Annotated in this window: 19 protein-coding genes, 1 tRNA gene and 1 pseudogene; 11 read left to right on the forward strand and 10 right to left on the reverse strand. The window is 47.9% G+C overall.

Translation table 11 applies throughout. The features are described from left to right. Nucleotides 1-58 precede the first annotated feature (58 nt). Nucleotides 59-1,789, forward strand: a complete 1,731-nt coding sequence (locus tag CWI70_RS02690) for a 5'-nucleotidase C-terminal domain-containing protein (RefSeq protein WP_157980851.1) — start codon at nucleotides 59-61, stop codon at nucleotides 1,787-1,789. On the opposite strand, the gene CWI70_RS02695 is transcribed toward CWI70_RS02690, so the two are convergent. After that, nucleotides 1,768-1,844 (reverse strand) — tRNA-Met (locus CWI70_RS02695). The two genes, CWI70_RS02690 and CWI70_RS02695, sit on opposite strands and share 22 nt — an antisense overlap. 175 nt (nucleotides 1,845-2,019) lie before the next feature. Here CWI70_RS02695 and rlmKL point away from each other — a divergent pair. From rlmKL to rmf, 5 genes are all read left to right on the forward strand, one after another. Continuing rightward, nucleotides 2,020-4,152 carry a bifunctional 23S rRNA (guanine(2069)-N(7))-methyltransferase RlmK/23S rRNA (guanine(2445)-N(2))-methyltransferase RlmL gene (rlmKL, locus tag CWI70_RS02700; RefSeq protein ID WP_126770332.1) on the forward strand — a complete coding sequence of 711 codons (2,133 nt, stop codon included), beginning with the start codon at nucleotides 2,020-2,022 and terminating at the stop codon, nucleotides 4,150-4,152. Then, a complete protein-coding gene (locus CWI70_RS02705) occupies nucleotides 4,145-4,381 on the forward strand; it encodes a glutaredoxin family protein (RefSeq protein ID WP_126770334.1) in 237 nt (78 codons plus the stop codon). The genes rlmKL and CWI70_RS02705 overlap by 8 nt, the downstream gene beginning before the upstream one ends. Beyond that, nucleotides 4,378-6,309, forward strand: a complete 1,932-nt coding sequence (gene uup / locus CWI70_RS02710; RefSeq protein ID WP_126770336.1) for an ATP-binding cassette ATPase Uup — start codon at nucleotides 4,378-4,380, stop codon at nucleotides 6,307-6,309. The genes CWI70_RS02705 and uup overlap by 4 nt, the downstream gene beginning before the upstream one ends. Nucleotides 6,310-6,316: 7 nt before the next feature. Next, on the forward strand, nucleotides 6,317-8,065 hold the full coding sequence (locus tag CWI70_RS02715) for a DUF3466 family protein (RefSeq protein WP_157980852.1): 1,749 nt from the start codon (nucleotides 6,317-6,319) through the stop codon (nucleotides 8,063-8,065). A gap of 191 nt (nucleotides 8,066-8,256) precedes the next feature. Then, nucleotides 8,257-8,430: a ribosome modulation factor gene (gene rmf / locus CWI70_RS02720; RefSeq protein ID WP_126772652.1), complete on the forward strand. Its 174-nt coding sequence runs from the start codon at nucleotides 8,257-8,259 to the stop codon at nucleotides 8,428-8,430. 123 nt (nucleotides 8,431-8,553) lie between these two features. On the opposite strand, the gene fabA is transcribed toward rmf, so the two are convergent. From fabA to CWI70_RS02765, 9 genes and pseudogenes are all read right to left on the reverse strand, one after another. Continuing rightward, on the reverse strand, nucleotides 8,554-9,066 hold the full coding sequence (gene fabA / locus CWI70_RS02725; protein WP_126770340.1) for a 3-hydroxyacyl-[acyl-carrier-protein] dehydratase FabA: 513 nt from the start codon (nucleotides 9,064-9,066) through the stop codon (nucleotides 8,554-8,556). A gap of 75 nt (nucleotides 9,067-9,141) precedes the next feature. Next, nucleotides 9,142-11,058 (reverse strand): Lon protease family protein, encoded by a 1,917-nt coding sequence (locus CWI70_RS02730; protein WP_126770342.1) that lies wholly within the window; start codon nucleotides 11,056-11,058, stop codon nucleotides 9,142-9,144. Nucleotides 11,059-11,077: 19 nt separating this feature from the next. Further along, a pseudogene (locus CWI70_RS02735) lies at nucleotides 11,078-11,422 on the reverse strand (TraB/GumN family protein); the annotation flags it as partial. Nucleotides 11,423-11,767: 345 nt separating this feature from the next. Then, entirely contained in the window at nucleotides 11,768-12,316 is a 549-nt protein-coding gene (locus tag CWI70_RS02740; protein ID WP_126770346.1) for an SRPBCC domain-containing protein, read from the reverse strand. Beyond that, nucleotides 12,313-15,399, reverse strand: a complete 3,087-nt coding sequence (locus tag CWI70_RS02745; RefSeq protein WP_126770348.1) for an efflux RND transporter permease subunit — start codon at nucleotides 15,397-15,399, stop codon at nucleotides 12,313-12,315. Before CWI70_RS02745 ends, CWI70_RS02740 begins: the two co-directional genes overlap by 4 nt. Next, nucleotides 15,396-16,469 carry an efflux RND transporter periplasmic adaptor subunit gene (locus tag CWI70_RS02750; protein WP_126770350.1) on the reverse strand — a complete coding sequence of 358 codons (1,074 nt, stop codon included), beginning with the start codon at nucleotides 16,467-16,469 and terminating at the stop codon, nucleotides 15,396-15,398. Before CWI70_RS02750 ends, CWI70_RS02745 begins: the two co-directional genes overlap by 4 nt. A gap of 120 nt (nucleotides 16,470-16,589) precedes the next feature. Continuing rightward, nucleotides 16,590-17,522 carry an SPFH domain-containing protein gene (locus CWI70_RS02755; RefSeq protein WP_126770352.1) on the reverse strand — a complete coding sequence of 311 codons (933 nt, stop codon included), beginning with the start codon at nucleotides 17,520-17,522 and terminating at the stop codon, nucleotides 16,590-16,592. 31 nt (nucleotides 17,523-17,553) lie between these two features. Continuing rightward, nucleotides 17,554-18,018, reverse strand: a complete 465-nt coding sequence (locus CWI70_RS02760) for an NfeD family protein (RefSeq protein ID WP_126770354.1) — start codon at nucleotides 18,016-18,018, stop codon at nucleotides 17,554-17,556. A 122-nt stretch (nucleotides 18,019-18,140) separates the two neighbouring features. Continuing rightward, nucleotides 18,141-18,524 carry a hypothetical protein gene (locus CWI70_RS02765; protein ID WP_126770356.1) on the reverse strand — a complete coding sequence of 128 codons (384 nt, stop codon included), beginning with the start codon at nucleotides 18,522-18,524 and terminating at the stop codon, nucleotides 18,141-18,143. A 239-nt stretch (nucleotides 18,525-18,763) separates the two neighbouring features. On the opposite strand from CWI70_RS02765, the gene ccoN reads away from it, so the two are divergent. Genes ccoN through CWI70_RS02790 form a run of 5 tightly spaced genes read left to right on the forward strand, consistent with a single transcriptional unit; the run spans nucleotide 18,764 to nucleotide 22,554 of the window. Beyond that, complete coding sequence (gene ccoN, locus CWI70_RS02770) at nucleotides 18,764-20,218, forward strand: cytochrome-c oxidase, cbb3-type subunit I (RefSeq protein WP_126770358.1); 1,455 nt, start codon at nucleotides 18,764-18,766, stop codon at nucleotides 20,216-20,218. Between the two features lie 12 nt (nucleotides 20,219-20,230). Further along, nucleotides 20,231-20,851, forward strand: a complete 621-nt coding sequence (ccoO, locus tag CWI70_RS02775; protein ID WP_126770360.1) for a cytochrome-c oxidase, cbb3-type subunit II — start codon at nucleotides 20,231-20,233, stop codon at nucleotides 20,849-20,851. A gap of 1 nt (nucleotide 20,852) precedes the next feature. Then, entirely contained in the window at nucleotides 20,853-21,044 is a 192-nt protein-coding gene (locus CWI70_RS02780; protein WP_126770362.1) for a cbb3-type cytochrome oxidase subunit 3, read from the forward strand. Continuing rightward, the gene (gene ccoP / locus CWI70_RS02785) at nucleotides 21,037-21,987 is read left to right on the forward strand and encodes a cytochrome-c oxidase, cbb3-type subunit III (protein ID WP_126770364.1); all 951 of its coding nucleotides are present in this window, start codon (nucleotides 21,037-21,039) and stop codon (nucleotides 21,985-21,987) included. The genes CWI70_RS02780 and ccoP overlap by 8 nt, the downstream gene beginning before the upstream one ends. A gap of 60 nt (nucleotides 21,988-22,047) precedes the next feature. Continuing rightward, nucleotides 22,048-22,554, forward strand: a complete 507-nt coding sequence (locus CWI70_RS02790; RefSeq protein ID WP_126770366.1) for a FixH family protein — start codon at nucleotides 22,048-22,050, stop codon at nucleotides 22,552-22,554. Nucleotide 22,555: the final 1 nt, after the last annotated feature.

A 22,555-nucleotide genomic window follows, 5' to 3' on the forward strand; every position in this document is an offset into this window, starting at 1 on the left:
CCGTTTGCTTGCTAGTATTCTTGTGCTTAACGCTTCTTTTTCTAATGTAGTTCATACCATGCCGACAGCGAATCACCACCAAATAACCCTACGTATCATGACGACCAGTGATGTTCACGGTCAGATGCTTAATTACGATTACTACAGTAGTAGTGAAGTCGCTGAACAGGGCCTAGTTAAAACCGCGACACTGATTTCGCAGGCACGCCAAGAACAACCTTTTAATCTGTTGATCGAGAACGGCGATCTAATCCAGGGTTCCGCATTTGCTGATTACGCTGTTGCCGAATTTCCAGTCACTAAGGCGACGCACCCGATTATCCAAGCTTTAAACTATTTACAGTATGATGTGGCAAATCTTGGTAACCACGAGTTTAATTTTGGTCTCGACTATTTAGCCGCTACCTATCGTGATAGCAATTTTCCAGTTGTCGCTAGTAACCTAGAACTTTTACCCTCAGCACCAGCCGCTTTGCGCGAGAAACTTGTCAAGATTGCATGGATACAGCGGTCGGTACCTCAGCCGGGCGAGGGACCTAGTATTCCTCTAACGATTGCGGTTATTGGCGTCATGCCACCGCAAATCATGCAATGGGACCAGCATCATTTAAACGAAAAAGTAAATGTTGCGGCGATGCTTACCGCGACCGAAGAACGCGTTCAGCGGGCCCGCGCAGAGGGTGCCGACGTTGTCATACTTGCTGCGCACACGGGCATGCCAAAATCGACCGACAATCCTGATGACAGCGAACAGACAGGCTGGCTACTTGCTGGGGTGCCAGGAATTGATGCGTTATTGCTCGGCCATCAACATGAAGTTTTTCCGGGAACTTCCGTGTATAACCGATTATCTGGCGTCGATAGTGAAAATGGCCGAGTCCGCGGGGTACCAGCTGTGCAACCCGGTATCTACGGCAGCCACTTGGGTATCGTCGATCTTGAATTACATTATGGGCAGAAGACTGGCTGGCAAGTTACAACTGCACGTAGCGAAGCAAGAGCGGTAGAACCCTCCACCGCAATCGATTCAAAGCTTGCCGAGCGGCTACAAAGCGCACATGACGCGACCTTAGCCTTTATGCAACAACCCATCGGAAGCACGACGCAACCGCTAAGCTACAAAACTGCTCGCTGGCAACCGAGTTCTGCGGTTCAATTCGTGCAACGTGCGCAGCTTTGGCAAGCCCGCCAACTTATCACCGCAAGTGCGGTTGAAGAGCTTCCGCTATTAAGTGCGGCAGCCCCCTTTGATGCTGCTTTTAGTTCTAGCGATAGCGCTACAGAAATTTCTGCTGGACCACTAACTCGCGGGGCCATAGGTGATCTCTATCGTTATCCTAATACGCTAGATATCGTTAAGTTAAATGGTGCACAAATTAAAGATTGGCTCGAGCAGAGCGCTGCGGCTTTTGTGGCGGCGAGCGAGTCTAGCCCGCTACTGGATTGTTGGCGTTACCTCAATAGTGAGGTTGCTCATTATAATTTCGATACCTTGTTAGGTCTTGATTACCATATTGATATCACCGCCGAGCCGGGGCAGCGCATTAAAGATGTTCGGTATGCTGGTAAAACAGTATCCAACACCGATAGGTTTTACGTCGCTACCAATAATTATCGCGCAAATGGTGGCGGTGATTTCCCTCACTTAGACGGTGAGGCTACAATCCTTCGGGGTGCAGATATGCTTTCAGATGTACTGTTGAACTATTTGGGAAGTTTGCCGCAAGGCGTTTATTCAGAAGAGCTGCAATTACATTGGCAAGTAATTGGTTGCGGGGGCAGGATTTGAACCTACGACCTTCGGGTTATGAGCCCGACGAGCTACCAGACTGCTCCACCCCGCGTCCGATGCTGCGCATGTTACCAAGCTTTTCGTAGAACGCAAGCACGCATTGTGTTAACTGCTGCTTATTTCAGCAAATCCCGTTTAACTGCTGATTTTTCCTACAATTCCAGCAATACACTGGATTCTGCATGCCGTATAATAGCGGCACATTTAGCTAAGGATACGTCGAACACATGACTGCAACTTCACACTATTTCGCCACCTGTGCCAAAGGGCTAGAACCGCTCCTTTTTGATGAGCTGCAACAGCTAGGCCTCGAACAGGTTCAACAAACGGTCGCGGGCTGCCGTTTCGAAAGCGATTGCGAAGGGGCCTATCGTGTCTGTTTATGGAGTCGTCTTGCCAGTCGCGTGCTGTTGATGCTGGGGCAATGTGACGTTGGTCGTCAATTGGAGTCGGTAACACAAGCCATTAGTGAAACACTATGGCACGAGCATTTTACTGCTGAGCAAAGCTTTGTCGTTAGCTTTACTGGACAAAACCAGCAAATACGCCATACCCAATTTGGCGCACAGTTGGTTAAAGACGGTATTGTCGACCACTTCCGCCAGCAAGGCTTAGATCGTCCAAGTGTCGATCGTGAAAACCCTGACCTCCGTGTGCATGCCCATTTGCATAAGGATCGACTCACCTGGTACCTCGATTTAGTCGGCGAGCCTTTGCACCGTCGTGGTTATCGGTTGGAGCAGGGCGCGGCGCCGTTACGCGAAACCCTTGCAGCAGCCATTGCGCTCCGTGCAGGGGTAACAAGTGATACGCAAGTTCTTATGGACCCGTTCTGCGGTTCTGGCACCTTGCTACTGGAAGCCGCAATGATTGTGCTCGGTCATGCGCCGGGACTGCGTCGTCAGAGCTGGGGCTTACAGCGTTGGCGACAGTACCAGCCGCAACTCTGGCAGCAATTGATAAATGAAGCTGAGCAACGTTTCGCGCAAGCGAGTGAACGGTCGCAACTGACCATTTATGGCTCCGACAATGACCCTCGCATGCTTGGCATTGCCGATCAGAATGCCACTCGACTCGGAATTACCGATCGTTGTCACTGGCAAGCCAGCGATGCAACCAAAACCCAAGCTCCTAGCTCAACCGTTGGTCATTGCGTGATGTTGTGTAACCCGCCCTACGGTGAGCGACTTGGCGAGGAGGTTGAAACCTTGCTACTTTATCGTCGTTTAGGACAACAATTGCGACAACATTTTGCCGGTTGGCAAATTGCTATCCTCGCCGGCGACGAAAGCTTACTTAAACGTCTAAAATTACGGAGCCATAAAAAATATAAGCTCTATAACGGTGCTTTAGAGGTCATCTTGGCACTCTATGATATGCAAAAAGAGCAACTTGAATTTACTCAAGAGCAATCGAGCGATCTTGCTAACCGATTAAAAAAGAACTACCAAAAATTAGAAAAATGGGCGGCAAAAGAGGGGCTTAGCGCTTGGCGGGTCTACGACGCAGACTTACCTGAGTATAATGCAGCGGTTGATGTTTATAACGAACATTTGGTTATTCAGGAGTACGCTGCACCGAAAGATATCCCACCGGCTGTTGCTAAGGAACGTCTTTGGTATTTACTCGACACTTTAGCCGAAGTTTTACCATTTCCCGCAGCGAATATGCACCTTAAAGTTCGGCAAAGACAAAGTGGCAAGCAACAATACCAACGGCAGCAATTACGCCATGTCATTACCACGGTGCACGAATACAATGCACAGTTTGAGGTCAACTTAAGCGATTACCTTGATACCGGACTGTTTTTAGATCACCGTTGGGCAAGGCGTGAGCTAGGCCGTTTGAGTGACGGCAAGAATGTCCTTAATTTGTTTGCCTATACATGTACGGCGTCGGTTCAAGCCGCTTTGGGTGGAGCCCAACAAGTTACTTCAGTCGATTTATCAAAAACTTACCTTAGCTGGGGCGAGGATAATTTTCGTTTAAATGGATTACCCGTGCGCCAACACCAGTTTATTCAAGCGGATTGCTTGCAGTGGCTACAACGCCAGCCACCGCAGCAGCGTTTCGATGTTATTTTTCTCGATCCACCCACGTTTTCAAATTCGAAGCGTATGCAGGACGTTCTAGATATACAGCGTGATCATGTCATGTTATTGAAACTTGCAGCTCGACTACTTAAAGACGACGGGGTGATTCTATTTTCGAACAACAAACGTAAATTCAAGCTCGATCAGGAAGGGCTTAAAGACGCCTTTCTGCGAGCAGAAGACTGGACTTCACGTTCGATCAGTCAGGACTTCGCGCGGCATAAAGGCATTCATCACTTGTTTAAGGTGACACACCACCATGAGTGATTTTTACCTGTTAACGAAACCGCAGTGCCCACTATGTGACAAGGCGCTTACCGAACTGCATGGTTTAACGCTCGAACAGCCGATTCGCCTGCATTGGGTAGATATTACGCAACAGCCAGAACTGCAAGACGAATACGCTCTGCTGGTGCCCGTGTTAGTCCGTGCAAAAGATGATGCAGAATTACGCTGGCCTTTTAATAATCAACTCATGGAATTTGTTACTGCATGACCGTATTACGTATCCAACAAGCTCAACTTGCATTCGGCCGCGAACCTATTCTTGATCGTGTTGATTTGGTCATTGAGGAGGGCGAACGTTTATGTCTTGTAGGCCGTAACGGCGCTGGTAAATCAACCTTATTAAAGGCGATCGCTGGCGACATACAGCTCGACGATGGGGTGATTCAGAAAGTAGGTGATACCGTTGTCGCACGGTTGCCACAAGATCCGCCGGCGAACTCTGAACAAAGTGTCTATGACTATGTTGCTGAAGCCCTGGCCGATGTTGGTGCAGTGCTCAAGCGTTACCACGAAGTATCGCAACAGCTCACGCAAGATCCCGATGATGCATTACTTATGCGCACCCTAGCGCAATTGCAAACTCAGCTTGAAGCAGCCAATGGCTGGCAATTACAAACACGCATCGAACAAACGTTAACCCGGCTAGGACTTGACGAAAACATGTCGATGACTGCACTTTCTGGTGGCTGGTTACGGCGAGTTGCACTCGCGCGAGCTTTAGTTGTAGCGCCGGACTTATTGCTGCTCGATGAACCGACCAACCATTTAGATATTGATATGGTGCAATGGTTAGAATCGGTATTGCTCGACTTTCGCGGGGCAGTGCTCTTTATTAGCCACGACCGTATGTTTATTCGTCGGCTCGCCACACGCATTATCGATCTGGATCGCGGACAACTAAGCTCATTCCCTGGTAATTACGATGCTTACTTAGCGAAAAAACAAGAGCTACTCGAAGTTGAAGCCAATCAAAACGCCGAATTCGATAAAAAATTGGCGCAGGAAGAAGTATGGATTAGGCAGGGCATCAAAGCTCGACGCACCCGCAACGAAGGCCGTGTGCGTACGCTACAAGCGCTGCGCAAAGAACGACAACAGCGTCGTGAACAACAAGGCTCGGCACGATTAGCGGTGCAAGAATCACAGCGCTCAGGCAAGCTCGTGTTCGAAGGCGAACATCTTGAGTTGGCATTCGCGGACAAGCCAATTCTCAGAGACTTTAACCTAACCTTACAACGCGGGGACAAAATTGCTCTTGTTGGCCCCAACGGTTGTGGTAAAAGTACATTAATACGGTTGATTCTTGGTCAGCAAAAAGTTGACAGCGGCAAGGTAAAAGTCGGTACCAATCTTGAGGTGGCGTACTTCGATCAACATAGGGCCAAGCTTGATCCAGAAAAATCCGTTGCCGAAAATGTCGGTGATGGCAAACAAGACATCACCTTTAATGGGCGTACACGTCATATTCTTAGTTATTTGCAGGACTTTTTGTTTGCGCCACAACAAGCACGCACGCCGGTCCATGCATTATCCGGTGGTGAACGCAATCGAGCGCTACTAGCAAAACTCTTCTTACAACCAAGTAACTTACTGGTACTTGACGAACCCACCAATGATCTTGACATTGACACCCTCGAGTTACTTGAGCAAATCATTGCCGATTACCAAGGAACCGTCATTTTGGTCAGCCACGACCGTGAATTCGTCAACAATACTGCAACCAGTATTTTGCTGTTTGAAGGGGCGGGCAAGGTCACCGAAATCGTCGGCGACTTCCAAGATGTCGAACACTATTTACAACAACAAACAAGGTCCGTACAACATTCGACGTTGGCGAATGGAACTAAAGAAGCGGAAAAGCAGTCAGAGAACCCGAAAGTTAAAGGTTCAGCACAACCTAAGAAAAAGTTATCCTATAAGCTTCAGCGTGAACTTGATATGCTACCTGAACGCATTGAAGCTATCGAAAACGAACAACAGGAACTGCAGGCACAAGCAAACAACCCAGACTTTTATACGCGTCCGCATGACGAAACCGGACCCGTTTTAGAGCGCCTTGCAGCACTTGAAGAAGAGCTATTACTGGCACTCGAACGCTGGGATGAGCTTGAAAACTTACAAAAAGAGAGTAGTTAGATTATCTATGAAAAAGTTTACTTTAGGGGCCCTTAGTGTCGCCATTGCAGCATCTTTTATATCTATTGCGCAGGCGAACACATACAACATCCAGCAAGTTGAAACACCAGAGAAAGTTAGAGATCTCTTTCCCATAGCCATCAACGACAACCGTCATAGTATTGTGCTTGGGCAGCAGCCGAAAGACATCGAGTTCGATCTGACATTATTATCCGATAGCATCTTACGTAATATCGGGATCGATCCAGAGGTTGACGATCTTGAAAACTATCAACTATCACGCCAGCAATACGAAACCCTCGTTCGCGGTTTGCGCGACAGTGTAAATACTGATGTAAGCAACCCACGTGTGTCTTTCTATGACGCCGGTTATTTTGATGGGCAGTCGGTCGTTTTTAATGAATTTTTTGAAGACACTGACGCAGAAACGCCAGAAATGGAATATTCAACCGACCACATTTACAATGGACTCAATAACAACAATGTCCGTGTCGGTTGGGGTAGCGCGCCTTACAGATTCAATGAATTCACTTATACGACGGGCGAGGGCGACGACGAGCAAGAAGTCACCACTACCTATACTTCACGTGCATTTACCCGCCAAGCAATCTGGTCAAATGGTGATACAACAAAAACCTATCCAGCACCGGAGCAAGCCTATCTAGGTGGCGAGTCGGTTATGATGGACATTAATGACCAAAACGTTGCCGTCGGTTATGCGAGTGTTGCAGTTTCGCCAGCATCACAAGCTTTTGCTGACGACTGTCAGACACGTTTAGATGAAGGAACAGCGACAAGGTCGCTTTACACCTGTTTATGGCAGCGTTGGATCAATTTAAGTAATGCGACAGCGGCAAACCTGCAGAGCTTCTACAGCCGAGCAACGATTAACTCGAATCAGTCCATTTACGATATGCGTGCCATGGTATGGCAGCTTGACGTAAATGGTGAGGTGATCTCGTCACAGCAATACGGAACGTTAATGGAGCGTGGCGAAGAGGACGAGGGTGACTTTTCCAGCTATGCCGCAGCGGTTAACAATAATGGGATTGCAGTAGGCCAGAGTTGGACTTACTACGAAGGCATTCAAGAAGAAGGCCGTCGAATTAAAATGCCGGCAATTTTTATCGATGGTGAAGTTAAGCCGATAACCGAAGATCCAGTTTACTTATGGGGCGCCGCGACCGACATTAACGACGAAAATCAAGTCGTCGGTTTCTTGATTCGTCGCGTGCAAGGCATCAATCGCTACATCGGTTTCATTTACGATATCGAAAGCGAAACCTTGAGTGAACTTCCTTCGTTCTTTAATGGCTCTAGCACAATTGCCACCGCAATCAATAATGACGGCTTGATCGTCGGTACAGCTGAAATCGATGCGGATCTGTCGGCCCAGCGCCGTCGTGTTGCATTTAGTTATGAAAGCGCTGTAGAAGGTGCGAACTTCATTAATTTAAACGACGCTGTAGCTTGCGATTCGGGTTATTTTCTCGCTAGTGCCGATGGCGTTAACAACAGCGGCGAAATTGTTGCAACAGGTATTCGCCCAGAGGAAGTTACTACCGAAGATGGCGAAACTACCACCGAGCAATTTGCCAAAACTCTAGTTTTAGATCCTAGCTCGGGCGAGCTGAATAATTGCACGCAAGAAGAGGGTAAGATCGAACGACAGGGCGCGAGCACAGGTGTTTTTGGCTTCCTTTCTATGTTGTTGATTGGTGGTCTTATTACACTACGCCGCAAGTTTACCCGTTAACTAGAAAACTTGTTCTAAAAAAAGTTAATAACAGATCTAACGCCTTTTCAGTAGCTTATAGCGCAAACTGAAAAGGCGTTTTTTTTTGCTATTGAACTACCGCCTACAGTTGCTATCTATTATTACAAGAGTGAAATAATTTTCGCTCTTGCAAAAAATTGTAAAAGAACAACTGGACGAGGAAGTGAATGATGAAAAGACAGAAACGCGATCGCCTAGAACGGGCACACTCACAAGGTTTCAAAGCTGGTGTAGCGGGTCGTTCAAAAGAACTATGTCCGTATCAGAATCAAGAAATTCGTTCCCAGTGGTTAGGCGGTTGGCGCGACGCGCAAGAAGCGCGAAGTGTAGGGTTATATCGTTAAATTAATCTGTCCAGCGCACTAAATTTATTCAACTTATTGAAAAAAATCTTCTCTTGAAAGTAAGTAAGCCCGCCAACAGCAATCTGTTCGCGGGCTTTTTTCTATCTAGCACTCGGTAAAGATTTAGAAGTTAGACGTGTCCGTAAACAAGCCAACTTTCAGATCTTTCGCCGTATAAATGGTTTTACCATCGACTTCAACGCGGCCGTCAGCCATACCCATGAAGAGCTTACGCTTGATCACGCGCTTCATGTCAATGTGGTAGCTAACCTTTTTTGCGGTCGGTAAAATTTGACCAGTGAATTTAACTTCACCTACACCCAGTGCGCGACCACGACCCGGACCGCCAGCCCAAGCCAAGAAGAAACCGGTCAACTGCCACATCGCATCAAGACCTAAACAGCCAGGCATGACTGGGTCGCCTTTAAAGTGACAACCGAAAAACCACAAGTCTGGATGAATATCGAGTTCGGCGTGAATATAGCCTTTGCCGTATTCTCCACCTTCGTCGTTGATGGTCACAATACGGTCCATCATCAACATGTTAGGAGCAGGGAGCTGGCTATTACCAGGGCCAAACATTTCGCCTTCGGCACACGCCAAAAGGTCTTCGCGAGTAAAACTAGATTGGGTCATAACTACCTTGCCTTTAGTTCAAGTGCCGCTAGCTTAGCGAACACTTGTACGCTTAACAAGTCCGATTAGTTCCCTTTACCAGATCCGCTTGTACCACGGCTGCTCAGGTTCACAGTGTTGCAGTTCCTCTAAACGCTTCTCGATACGAGCGTACAGCTGTTTCTGATTCTCACCGGTCAATAACGCTAACGCATCAGCAACATCATCAATGGCGTAGATGTGGTACTTGTTGGCTTCAACAGCCGCAATAATGTCAGGTTCAAGATTGAGTTGGCTCATATTAGCTTTTGGAATAATCACGCCTTGTTTACCATCGAAACCGCGAGCTTCGCAAAGCGCAAAGTGGCCTGTGATTTTTTCATTTACCGCCCCAATCGCTTGCACTGCGCCAAATTGATCTACCGCTCCGGTAATTGCGATACCTTGGGCAATAGGGGCCTCGGCTAGGGCTGATAACAAACAACAAAGTTCGGCTAAAGACGCACTGTCGCCGTCGACCTCATAATACGATTGCTCAAAAACGATAGTTGCGGATAACCGCATTTCTTCACTTTTGGCAAAAACATTCGCAATGTAGGCCGACAAGATCATGACGCCTTTGGTATGAATACTGCCACTTAATTCAGACTTTCGATCGATGTCGATAATATCGCCATCGCCATAGTGCACCGTTGCAGTTATCCTTGAAGGCTCACCAAATTCACTACCGCCGATGGTAACCACAGTAAGACCATTCACTTGTCCAACAACTTCACCCTCCGTCGCAATGAAAACTTGGCCTTCAAGAATTTGCCGGCGACTAAGTTCCGCAATGTAACCTTCGCGTTGCTGTCGCTGTTTAAGCACCTGCAAGACTGCCTCATGATCGATGACCTCTTGTGCCTTAGCCTGTGCAACCGCACCGGCTTCGCGCAGCAATTGCATTAAGGCAATGGTATCTAGGGATAGCTCGGTTTGATAATCGCTTAACCGCGAAGCCTCTTTGAGGACTAAAGGCAGAGCTTCTTCGGTCACTGCTAGTGTTGCTGCCTCACGCTCAACATACGCCAAGTAATCAAAGTAGGGCACTAAGAAGGCATCTTGGCTTAACGAATAATGCGCTGAAAAATCAGCTAGATAAGGGAACAGGTTATCAAAATCCCGATCCAATTCACGTAGCTGCCCATAGATAGAACGATCACCCAACAGCAACACCTTAAGGTGGATAGGAACAGGTTCAGGTTGATAATAAGCCGCAATATTTGCTTCGCCAGGCTGTGGCCAATGAAACAAGCTGGTGCGCAGAATATACTTTAGCTTCCGCCATAGGCCCGGCTGCGTCAACAGTTCCTCGGCGTCGATAGCTAAAACTCCGCCGTTGGCTTTTAGTAGCGCCCCCGGTTGGATCAAATGGAGCTCCGAACTAATCGTGCCGGCAACAGATTGCAGACGGATGCCACCAAACAGGCTCGTATCCGTTACCCGATCACAAAGTACAAAATCATCCGTTTGCTGATCGGATTCAACAATAATGGTTGCCAATTCATTGCCGGGTAAATCATCAAAGGTTTTATCGGAAACTCGGGTCAAATAAGCATCAAAGCGGGCACTTGGGAACTTTTCCCTCAATTCTGTTAATAGCTTAGAGCGCTCCTTAACCGGTTGCTCAAAAAGTGACATTAAGCCCGTCAAAACATCGCGCGCAGCCCCCGCTGGAACGTTAACGCACAAAGGCTCGTTGGCTGAATCCGGATTCGCAAGATACAGCCAATCGTGCCGTTCAAAGTGCATCCATTGATAGCGTTGTTGAAGCTCTTTCAATACATCCATTACCCGTAGGCCTGGTGTGGTGACCATAAAACCATGGGCATACCTACCACCGATCCGCATTGTCTGTTCAATCGCCGCAAGAGCACGATTCTGACCCACTAATGGATTCGCGGATGGAGAAGCAGGGCGCTGTTGCGCCCAAGTATAGATAGGTGGTTGTAATTGTTCTGCTGCAACGCGCATGCGCTTACCTTTTTTAACCTTAGTTTGAGACCGGCTCGACGGTGTAGCCGCGCTCCCGTAAAAGGTTGATCATACCAGCTTTTCCGCCTAAGTGACCTGCACCAACAGCAATAAATTCACTGCCATCAGCCTGTAATTCCTCATCTAATGTGTCCTGCCAAGTAAAGTTACGCTGATCCAAGAGTACTTCTTTATATTCAGCGTATTCTTCCATCTCGGTGAACATACCGTACATTCCGTCAATATCTTCGGCTTTATACAGGTCGATCATGCGCTGTAACTCTGCTTTTGCTCCAGCTTCATCTTCAATTGCATCGGCCAGCCATTGAACTTGCTCCTCATGAGGAATTTGCTCAAACACGCCAAATTGAAATTCACGGGCAAGAGCGTAGCGACAGACGCGTTAAATTGCCACTACCAAAATGTCACAAAGCATCAACAGAGGGCGAAGCCTATAAACGATGGCGACGGCTCCAAATACACCAATTAGTAATTGCGCATAATGTATATTATGTTAAATACGATATTATTAAGGTTAGTTACAATAAGTAGGTATTCACATATTGACGTCGCTACGTGAAATTTTACCGGTTATACCCCTGCTTTTTAAAAAGCACGCACGTAGCGCACCATCGTAAAAATCGCACGCCATGTAAAAGGATTGGTATGGAAAAGATCAATTGAAAAAATTCGCTCGCAGTCTGATGCGTTATCGCTTCATGTAGCTCTGGAATGACTTCATTTGTTGCTGTAGTACATTTTCGACCGCAGGTGCCCAACGCGACAAATCATTGCCAGTATAACCACCAACACGATAGCGTACGGTCAAAGTTGTCATGTGCTCGTCAGGATTATTAGCTAACGACCAATCCATCACACCATCGACACCTTCGGCTTGCAACGGTCCTAGTCCGCCGCTAAATCTAACCAGGCTGTGAGGTTCAACTTTAACAACACGCAGATGCTCAGTGAATCTCATTTCATCTGCGATTTCACACAAACAACCTCCTGGTATTAGCCGTATCGACATATTTTCACTACGCCCATACCAAGTATGATCAGCAAGCCACCACTGACCAATATCTTGCGTCAAGCCATCAAAAACCAACTTTAGATGGCCATCAACCGGCAGCGAAAACTCAAAGGTAAAACCATCAGTTGAGCTATCGAGAATCTCAGCTTCTGCCTTGCTGACAGGCAAAAACAATGTGCCCACAAAAGCTAATGCTGCAGCACACTTCGTTAGTTTCGCGTTCATGCATCCTCCGCCTGCTCCATTTCTCGTTCAAGGCGCTGGGTTTCATCGGCACGAGGTTTGGTGAAACGTGCGAGCGCTAAATAAATCACAGGCGTTAAGTAAAGCGTAAAGAGTACTGCAAAAGCAAGTCCGCCAAAGACAACCCAACCAATCGAGTTACGCGCCTCTGCACCGGCACCTACAGAAAGGATAAGAGGCAATGCGCCCAACAGCGTGGACACCAAGGTCATCATGATAGGACGCAGACGAATACTTGCAGCGTGTTCAACTGCATCCCTTACAGACTGGCCTTTGTCACGAAGCTGGTCTGCAAATTCGACAAGTAAGATTGAGTTTTTCGCAATTAAGCCAATAAGCATTACCAGACCAATCTGCGAGAAAACGTTGATCGATGTACCGGTTATGAACAACGCAAAGAAGGCTGCAGCTATACCAAACGGCACAGTTGCCATGACCACCACTGCGCTGTTCACACTTTCAAATTGCGCCGCTAACACGAGCAAAACGATAATGAATGCCAATATGTAGGTCATCATTACTTCGCGTTCTGTTTCTTCGTACGCCTCGGCCTCTCCCAGAAGTACCATACCGATATTGTCTGGCAGCGTTTCATTGGCGATACTACGCAAGTTTTCCACGACTTGTTCAATTGGAATCGAGGTTGGCATTTGCATATCGACCTCAATGGCTCGGCGCTGCGCACGCCTTTCAAGCTCTGCCGCTACGCCCTCTTCACTTATACTTGCAACCGCCGAAAGCGGGACAACTTGGCCGTCTGCGGTGCCAACATATAGATTTGCCAAATCGGTTGGCGACTTTATTAAACTTCGATCTGCTTGAAGCATTATTGGTACCGCTTGGTCACCAATATTTAAGTCAACAAGGTCATCTCCGTTAATCGCTACCCGTAGCGTTGAAGAAATATCGCTGAGCGAAACACCCAAGTCAGCCGCACGACGACGGTCAATATTCACACGTAACTGCGGTTGTGTGGGTTGGTAACCCACTCGTGGAAAGCCCACCTCTGGCATTTCTTGCTGAACAGCTTCGCCAAATTTTAGTGCAGCATTATAAATGTCGATGTATTCATCACCAGTTAAGGCGACTTCTAGCCCACCACCTTGTCCACGTAGGTTCAAACTATTGGAACCAAAAGCACGTGCCGGAGCACCCGGGATGCGGCTTAAGGGTTCGCTAATTTCATCAATGATCTCTTGTTGTGAACGATCCCGTTCTTCCCAATCGGTCAAGCGTACCGTTATGAAAACCAAATTTGGGTCCCATTGCCCTACTCGCGTATTGATGCTCGCAACCGCCCCGCCGTTTACGTAAGGTAGTAGTATCTCTTCCATACGTTGCGCTTGACGATCCATAAAATTCAAACCGACACCATCTGGGCCGCGAGCAAAGATGCGGATCTGACCACGATCTTCTTGCGGCATAAGTTCGTTATCGACATTGAGATAGAACCAAACAGCACTTGCAGCAACCACTGTACAGCCGACAAAAACCAGTAATGCGTGATCAAGAACCCAATGAAGTGTTTGGCGGTAAACCTTTGAGAAACGACTTCCTAAGCGCGTCAGCACAGTCTCTTTATGCTCTTTTAAAGGTAAACGAGCAGTTAAGGCCGGTACTAATGAAAGCGCCACAAAGGAGGAAATAATGACGGCCGCCGCAAGCACGCCACCGAATTCACGGAACAATCTACCGGCGGTTGATGGTAAAAATGCAATAGGCACAAAAACAGCGACGAGCACTGCTGTTGTAGCAACAACGGCGAAAAAGACTTCACGTGTACCAATAACAGCTGCGGCACGCGCGCCTAAGCCCATCGAGCGCCGACGTTGAATGTTTTCCGAAACCACAATTGCGTCATCGACAATCAGACCAGTAGCCAAGACCAAGGCCAACAGTGTCAAAATATTAATGGAAAACCCTAATACCCAAATAACAGCTATCGCACCAATAAGTGCCACGGGGATCGAAGCTGCAGGGATGATCGTCGCTCGTCCTGAACCAATAAACAGCCATAACGTCGCAATCACTAAAAGAATAGTTAGCGCTAGTGACGTCACCACTTCTTCCACCGAACTGCGAATAAACTCGGCATCATCATCAGTGACTTGAATCGTTAACTCAGGATATTGTTTACGCAAATTCTCAACTAAACGCAGCACTTCGTCGGAAATCTCAATGGTGTTCGAGCGCGCTTGACGAATGATGCCCAGCCCCAGAACTTGCTTACCATCGAGTCGCGTGATGCTACTTGCGTCGGCGGGTCCAAAATAAACGGTAGCGACGTCCCCTACTCGAGTCGTCCCAGATATTACGATGTTTTCGACATCTTCAGGTGAAACTGAGCTTGCATCAGCGCGAACAATAAGTTGCTGATCCGTAGATTTCAAACTGCCAGCAGGAACATCAAAAGGCGCTTGACGCAATGCAGAGGCGACCTGAGTTACTGTAAGGTTGTAACTTGATAGCCGCAGCGGTTCAATAACCACACGCATCACGCGGCGACGATCGCCGGTCAAACGCACGTCGGCAACACCCGGTATATTCAAAAAGTTGGGGGCGAGGTCGGTCTCAACACGTTCGGTTAGCGCCGACAGATCCAACGTGTCGCTTGATATTGCAAGCGCGACGACAGATTCAGCATCATTATCAGCTTTGATGATCGAAACGTTTTCAACCTGCTCAGGCAAGCCGCGCTGGACACGACTTACTGATTCACGTGTTTCATTTGCTGCATTATCAAGATCAATACCAGGCCGGAACTCAATAACGATTCGAGAGCTGCCTTCCTCGCTCGAGGCTCGAATAGACTTCACACCGCTGACCCGCGCGGCAGCGCCTTCAAGTCGGCTGGTCACCTCTGTATCAACTGTTTCTGGTGCCGCGCCAGGATAACTCGCCGTGACCGATATTACCGGACGATCCACGTCTGGTAACTCGCGAACTTCAACGCCCTGTATTGCCGCTATACCAGCAATAATAATCAGCAGATTAAGGACAACAATAAGAACCGGTCGACGAATCGACATCGATGGCAAATCATTTAACTGCGGCGCCCACTTCATTTGTTCACGCCTCCATCATCGGCTAGACGTTCAACTGCTTGACCACGCCGTAGGGTTTGCACACCTTCAATAATCAGTTCATCGCCGAGTTGTAAATTTCCATCAACGAGGACTCGGCCCGGCAGACGTTGTGCAATACTGACGTCAACGCGTGTGGCTTTACCATCCTTAACCACCCAAACGTAAGCACCTTCAGGCCCCCACATCAAGCCAGCTTCAGGTACCGAAGGGTAACTATCCCCTTGCAAAGTTAAGGCGACACGAAAACTCATTCCCGGACGATAGCGATCATTTTCATTATTTAATAATGCACGAATCCGCAATGTACGGTTGGTTGCATCAATTCGTGAACCAACTTCATCGACGGTGGCTTGGAGTCGATTTTCTGCACGTAACCAAGAATAGACTTCGAGTTCAGCACCATTATTGAGCATTTCGGTTGCTTGCTCAGGAGCTTGAAAATCTAAATACAATTGATCACGTTGGTCCAAAGTTGTTATCAAGGTTTGCGGGGTAATACGATCACCGACTTGTACATCGGTAATGCCGACCACCCCAGCGAAGGGAGCTGTAATACGTCGGTCATCGACTTCGGTCTGCGCTTCTGCGACGGCTACTTCTAAGAGATCACGGGCAATAATTGCTTCATCCAGCTGACTCTGTGGTATCGCGCCACCCGCGCGGCTTTGACGCAAGCGCTCAACCGTACGTTCAGCATCGGCCAATTGTAATTTCGCGCGTTGTAAGGCAATTTGTTGGCGTCGATCATCGAGTTGCACCAGTAAGGCACCGCTGTCGACCTGCTCTCCCGGTTCGAAATTAACCGCAGTGACTTCATCGCCCACTGCGGGATAAATATCAACCGAGCGCAAAGCTTCCGCATAAGCGACCGCCTCGACCTGTTCCAACTTTCGTTCAAAACCTAACGGTTGGGTAACCACTAGCGCTGCTTGCTCGCGATTTCCCCATTGCTGCGCGTTGGCTTCGCCGATCATTAACTGGCTAGCAAAAATGGTGCAGCAAACTGCGCAGATAAGAGCGAGTCCACTCGTGCCTTGAGACAACTTCATTCAATCAAATCCTTGTAAAATACGTTTGTACAGCTTGTGTATAGTCTTATTTGAGCAAATATGATCAAAAAAGACCGCTCATCCTCGATGAACGGCCTTTTAGATACGCCAGTTTAAAACTTACTGTTGTGGCTTAGCTTTAAGCACTTCAGTGAGGCCTGCGACCGCTCCGCCTATGTCAGCAAGTTGTGCAGGTAAAATAAGCGTATTGGTCTCTTTAGCTAGATTACCAAACTCCTTCACGTACTGCTCGGCAACTCGTAAGCTCACAGCGTCTTGTCCGCCTGGCTGTTGAATTGCTGCGGCGATTTTACGAAGGCCCTCGGCGGTCGCTTCAGCAATGAGTTCAATTTCGCGTGCGCGCCCTTCTGCTTCATTGATCTGCTTTTGTTTCTCGGCTTCAGAAAGGTTAATGACCTCTTGTTTGTGACCTTCAGAAACGTTGATCATTGATTGCCGCTCACCTTCGGACTTCGCGATGGCGGCGCGACGTTCGCGCTCCGCTCGCATCTGCTGTTCCAACGCGTCCTTTATGCTCATTGGCAACTCAATATCAGAAATCTCGTAACGTAAGACTTTGATACCCCACGGAGCAGCGGCCTCATCGAGGGCTTGCACGACAATTTCATTGATACGAGCGCGTTCTTCGAAGGTTTTATCAAGATCGGTTTGCCCAATTACCGAACGCATCGTGGTCTGCGCTAACTGTGACGCAGCATAACGATAATCATTAATGCCATAACTTGCTTTGTGCGCATCAACGACTTGAATGTAGAGCACACCATTAATACCAACTTGAATGTTGTCGCGAGTTACACACGCTTGGCGTTCAACATCGATCACTTCTTCTTTCAGTGTGTGTTGATAGGCCACTTTATCGATAAATGGAATCAGTAAGTGAAAGCCTGAATCCAACGTACGGTTATAGCGGCCTAACCGTTCAACCACAAAGTTGGTCCGTTGTGGAACAATGCGCGCGGTTTTTAGAATGACAATAATGACAGCAACGGCAAAGCCAATCGCTAACACCGTACCCACATCTAAAGGCACCATCGTATCTACTCCTTGTTATTATTAATTAGTGTTAAATACTCTTTGCCGCAGCATTCGGCTTTTGCTTCGCTACCGTCAACTGGATTCCTTCGTTGGCGATAACCCAAGCGGTATCACCCGACTTTAATTCATCTTCAGAAAAGGCATCCCACTGCACTCCATTCAAGAGTACGCGCCCAGCCCCATGATTGAAGTCACGGATCACCTTAACGCGAGCGCCTATATCGCGCTGAAAGTTAGGCTTTGCCTCATCTTCATCAGCGGTGTACCCCATGAACCAGCGTTTGAAATGGCCTCGTGCAACGACTAACAAAACCAAACTAACCACACCAAAAACAGCAAACTGAGTTGCACTTTGCTCAATTACTTCCCAGTGCAATAAGAGCCCGGTCACAATCGCCCCAATCCCCAAAAAGACTGCAATAACACTGGTTAAGAGTAATTCCGACACGATCAATACAATGCCAATAATGATCCAAATTAAAGCAACGGACATGGCAACTCCTTAAGTATTTCAACCAAACACTACGATCGGCGTTAAAAATATGTTTCGTCGACTATAGCACGAGGATTTATCAAAGTGACGCTGAATTTGTTTCAAGTTACTACGCGCGGCGCCTAACGTTTACTCGAAAAGGTGAATGTCACACTAGTTGGCAGATTATTGTCAGAATGCGCTAATGGTATGGTCATACGCCATTCCATCTCCGACTCAGTGCAAGCGCCAAGATAAAGTGTCGCTTGCCACTCATTCCCTTCCGCAGAACGCCATTGTATAGGAATGCGCCCCATCTCCATGGACTCGCCTTCGACGATGGCCAACTTAGGTGTTACCCCAGCGGGAAGGATAAGGCGCAATGGCAGCGCTTGCTCCAATGGGACAGGTTGCTGCGGCATCGATAAAATAATCGTTTCTTGATACAGATCAATTTTTGCCACGGGTAACTGTTGCGTTGAATCAAAGCTACAAGAGATACTATGCAGCGCCAACAAAAGTAGCACAAAGACCCTACTTTTACTGCGGGAATAAGAAAAATAAGGTAAAGACCGATTAGTTAATTTCATGGCTTGCCCAAAATTTCCTCAAGTTGGCGTCACGCTTGGATTTTTAATGGATTCTTCCTGTATTTTTATGGCTATCCGTCATAAAATAGGGAGGTGTTTGTCAAAGTATCCGACAAGCGATCATCATTGTCACGTTACTCTGTTCTGAAGTCAGAGAATCAACGCGGAAAATAAAAATGAGTCAAACAAGTCCACAACAGATCGAATACAACCTCAAGGTCGTGCGTCAATTCGCTATCATGACCGTAATTTGGGGTATCATCGGTATGGCTTTAGGTGTTTGGATTGCGGCCCAGCTAATTTGGCCGGAGCTCAACTTCGATACCCCATGGCTAACCTACTCTCGTTTACGCCCATTACACACCAATGCGGTTATTTTCGCTTTTGGTACTTCGGCGTTGATGGGAACCTCTTTTTATATTGTGCAAAAAACCTGTCGAACTCGCCTTTTTTCTGACAAGTTGGCTGCGTTTGTATTTTGGTCATGGCAAACCGTCATTGTGCTCGCCGTGATTACCTTGCCATTAGGCTTAACTAGCTCCAAAGAATATGCGGAGTTAGAGTGGCCTATCGACATCTTGATCGCCTTGTCGTGGATTGCTTATGTAATGGTATTTTTCGGTACCCTAGTTAAGCGTCGCACCTCGCACATTTATGTTGCGAACTGGTTTTATGGTGGTTTTATCATCACTATCGCCGTGCTCCACATTGTGAATAGCATGGTGCTTCCGGTCTCCTTGACGAAGTCATATAGTGTCTACGCCGGTGCCGTCGATGCCATGGTGCAGTGGTGGTACGGGCACAACGCAGTAGGCTTCTTGTTGACTGCCGGCTTCCTCGGCATGATGTACTATTTCGTGCCGAAGCAAGCAGAGCGCCCAGTGTACTCATACCGTTTGTCGGTCGTTCACTTTTGGGCTTTGATCGGTTTGTATATTTGGGCCGGTCCGCATCACCTGCACTACACAGCACTGCCTGATTGGGCTCAGTCTCTTGGTATGGTGATGTCAGTGATTCTATTTGTGCCTTCATGGGGCGGTATGATCAACGGTATCATGACGTTATCTGGGGCATGGCACAAACTCAAAACCGATCCGATTTTGCGCTTCCTGATTGTTTCTTTGTCGTTTTACGGCATGTCGACTTTCGAGGGGCCGATGATGGCCATCAAGTCAGTAAATGCCCTCTCACACTATACAGATTGGACCATTGGTCACGTGCATTCAGGTGCCCTTGGTTGGGTCGCGATGATTACCATTGGCTCACTTTACTACCTGATCCCTCGCCTATGGGGCCAGACGCAAATGCATAGCGTGCGTTGGATCAACATCCACTTCTGGTTGCACACCATTGGGGTTGTGCTGTACATCGTTGCACTGTGGATTTCTGGTGTCATGCAAGGTTTGATGTGGCGTGCGGTAAATGCCGAAGACGGTACCCTTACCTATAGCTTCGTTGAGAGCGTAGAGGCATCGTACCCATTCTGGTTCATCCGTTTTGTCGGCGGCTTGTTCATTGTTACCGGGATGATTTTGATGGCAGTGAACTGCTATCGCACTATTCGTGCGGGCAAACCTACTGTCGAAACCATTAACGTTGCGCCGCGTGAAGCAGCCACGCATTCAGCTTAAGGAGTCGTCACTATGAAAAACGTTAAGCATGAATTCGTTGAAAAGCGCGTAGGCTGGTTGGCTATTTTTGCCACCATCGTGATTTCGATCGGTGGCTTGGTACAAATCACTCCGTTGATTTTTCAAAAACAAACGAATGAACCTGTGGTCGGTCTAGAGCCCTATACTGCGCTTGAACTTGAAGGTCGCGACATCTACATCCGTGAAGGCTGTAGTGGTTGCCACAGTCAAATGATTCGCCCCTTCCGAGCTGAAACCGAACGCTATGGTCATTACTCATTGGCCGGTGAGCACGTATGGGAGCGCCCATTCTTATGGGGCTCGAAGCGCACAGGCCCTGACTTGGCTCGCGTCGGTGGACGCTACAGCGACGAGTGGCACTACGTACACTTGATGGACCCTCGTGATGTGGTTCCTGAGTCCAATATGCCTGGTTTTCCATGGTTAGCAGAAAACACCCTCGACGGCGAATACACAGCCAAGAAAATGGAAGTATTCCGTCAATTTGGTGTGCCTTACACCGACGAAGACATCGCTGGTGCCAAAGCTGCGGTAGCAGGCAAAACTGAGATGGAGGCTTTGATTGCCTACCTTCAGTCCTTGGGCACGGCGTTACAAAAACAGGCCAACTAAGATGGATTACATCACCTGGCGTAGTATTTATACAGTTATCGTTTTCGTATTGTTTATTGGCATCGGTGTGTGGGCGTTCAGTAAAGCTCGAAAGAAGAGTTTCGATGAAGCCGCCAACTCAATCTTTGAAGAAGATGAGTTAGATCGCAGCCAACAAAACGATACTAAACAGGAGTCGAAGAACAATGAGTAGCTTCTGGAGTGCATGGATTATCGTCCTGACCCTAGCGTTTTTAGTCTTTATTATTTGGCTGTTGCGCTGGAATATGAACAACTATACCGGTATCAAAGAAGGTGAGCTCATGGATCATGAGTTCGACGGTATCGTTGAAATTAACAACCCCCTACCTCGTTGGTGGATGATCTTATTCTGGGTCACCATTGTTTGGGGCTTTATCTACCTTGCCCTGTTCCCAGGTTTGGGTAATTTTCAGGGTTTGCTCGGCTGGAGCAGTTCAAACCAAGAGGTTCGCTCGCTCGAAGAGTCGCGCACCGCTACTGAAGCGCATCGTGAAGCCGGTTTGATCGTACAGTATGACCGCGAAGTACAAGCTGCGGAAGAAGAGTTTGGACCCATTTTTGCAGCGTTATCTGAGCGCCCTATTCCCGAGCTTGCTAACGATGAAGACGCAGTCGAGATTGGCCAACGCTTATTCTTACAAAACTGTGCCCAGTGCCACGGGTCGAATGCTATGGGCGGTAAGGGCTTCCCTAACTTGACCGATGACAATTGGCTTTATGGCGGCTCGCCAGACGCAATCAAGACAACCTTGTTGCAAGGTCGTCAAGGTCAAATGCCGTCATTCAGTGGCCAGTTCAACGAGCAGCAAATCACTGAGTTAGCGACCTATGTACTAAGTATGAGCGGCCGCAAAGTTGATCCTGAGCTTGCTGCTGCAGGCAAGAAAAATTTTGCTGTATGCTCTGCCTGTCATGGCATGGACGGTAAAGGTAATCAGCAACTTGGCGCACCAAACCTAACTGATAACATTTGGTTATACGGTGGCTCGCAAGCAGCAATCGAAGAAACCCTGCAAAATGGCCGTAACGGCGTAATGCCAGCCTGGAAAGACATTCTGGGTGAGGACAAAATACACGTCATTAGTGCCTACGTTTACGGGCTTTCAAACGATTAAACTGAAAACCCCGCAAACGCGGGGTTTTTTCTAACGTCTATGTTTTTGAGGTGATTAACAATGGAAAAACCGTGGTATAAGCAGTTTTGGCCTTGGTTTTTAATGTGCATTCCATTCTCGGTGGTCATCGCCATGATCATCACCCTTTCGGTGGCCTCAAATTACGGTGACAACCCTATGGTGGTTGATAACTACTATAAGAAAGGTCGCGGCATCAATGCCGAAGTCGAAAAAGTACAAGAAGCGCAGCGCCGCGGTATTTCTTTTCGCTTTAAGCAACAAGGGCAAACCTTAATTCTCGCCTATGAAACCGGTGCGCCGAAAGAATTAACAGCATTAAACGTAAGGTTCTATCACACCACTTTGGCAGACAAAGATTTCTCGTTGGTACTTACCGCCGATGCAGAAGGCCTATTTCGTGGTGAGTTACCAGCCGAAGTCGCCGAACAGGATGGCAAGTGGACAGTAACTATCACGCCATTTGATGATAGTTGGCGCTTAAGCCAACAACTCCAGTTGCCGAGCTATCGCGAACTCGTTTTAGAGCCGCTAACTTACGGCGTTTAAC

The organism is Pseudidiomarina homiensis (assembly GCF_003987225.1).
GTDB lineage: Bacteria > Pseudomonadota > Gammaproteobacteria > Enterobacterales > Alteromonadaceae > Pseudidiomarina > Pseudidiomarina homiensis.

Coding starts and splice junctions, on each gene's coding strand:
- ccoP (WP_126770364.1), top strand. CDS start 21,037: ATGAGTAGCTTCTGGAGTGCATGGATTATCGTCCTGACCCTAGCGTTT.
- CWI70_RS02750 (WP_126770350.1), bottom strand. CDS start 16,469: ATGAAGTTGTCTCAAGGCACGAGTGGACTCGCTCTTATCTGCGCAGTT.
- CWI70_RS02790 (WP_126770366.1), top strand. CDS start 22,048: ATGGAAAAACCGTGGTATAAGCAGTTTTGGCCTTGGTTTTTAATGTGC.
- CWI70_RS02740 (WP_126770346.1), bottom strand. CDS start 12,316: ATGAACGCGAAACTAACGAAGTGTGCTGCAGCATTAGCTTTTGTGGGC.
- CWI70_RS02705 (WP_126770334.1), top strand. CDS start 4,145: ATGAGTGATTTTTACCTGTTAACGAAACCGCAGTGCCCACTATGTGAC.
- CWI70_RS02760 (WP_126770354.1), bottom strand. CDS start 18,018: ATGTCCGTTGCTTTAATTTGGATCATTATTGGCATTGTATTGATCGTG.
- CWI70_RS02745 (WP_126770348.1), bottom strand. CDS start 15,399: ATGAAGTGGGCGCCGCAGTTAAATGATTTGCCATCGATGTCGATTCGT.
- ccoO (WP_126770360.1), top strand. CDS start 20,231: ATGAAAAACGTTAAGCATGAATTCGTTGAAAAGCGCGTAGGCTGGTTG.
- fabA (WP_126770340.1), bottom strand. CDS start 9,066: ATGACCCAATCTAGTTTTACTCGCGAAGACCTTTTGGCGTGTGCCGAA.
- ccoN (WP_126770358.1), top strand. CDS start 18,764: ATGAGTCAAACAAGTCCACAACAGATCGAATACAACCTCAAGGTCGTG.
- rlmKL (WP_126770332.1), top strand. CDS start 2,020: ATGACTGCAACTTCACACTATTTCGCCACCTGTGCCAAAGGGCTAGAA.
- uup (WP_126770336.1), top strand. CDS start 4,378: ATGACCGTATTACGTATCCAACAAGCTCAACTTGCATTCGGCCGCGAA.
- rmf (WP_126772652.1), top strand. CDS start 8,257: ATGAAAAGACAGAAACGCGATCGCCTAGAACGGGCACACTCACAAGGT.
- CWI70_RS02780 (WP_126770362.1), top strand. CDS start 20,853: ATGGATTACATCACCTGGCGTAGTATTTATACAGTTATCGTTTTCGTA.
- CWI70_RS02715 (WP_157980852.1), top strand. CDS start 6,317: ATGAAAAAGTTTACTTTAGGGGCCCTTAGTGTCGCCATTGCAGCATCT.
- CWI70_RS02755 (WP_126770352.1), bottom strand. CDS start 17,522: ATGGTGCCTTTAGATGTGGGTACGGTGTTAGCGATTGGCTTTGCCGTT.
- CWI70_RS02690 (WP_157980851.1), top strand. CDS start 59: ATGCCGACAGCGAATCACCACCAAATAACCCTACGTATCATGACGACC.
- CWI70_RS02730 (WP_126770342.1), bottom strand. CDS start 11,058: ATGCGCGTTGCAGCAGAACAATTACAACCACCTATCTATACTTGGGCG.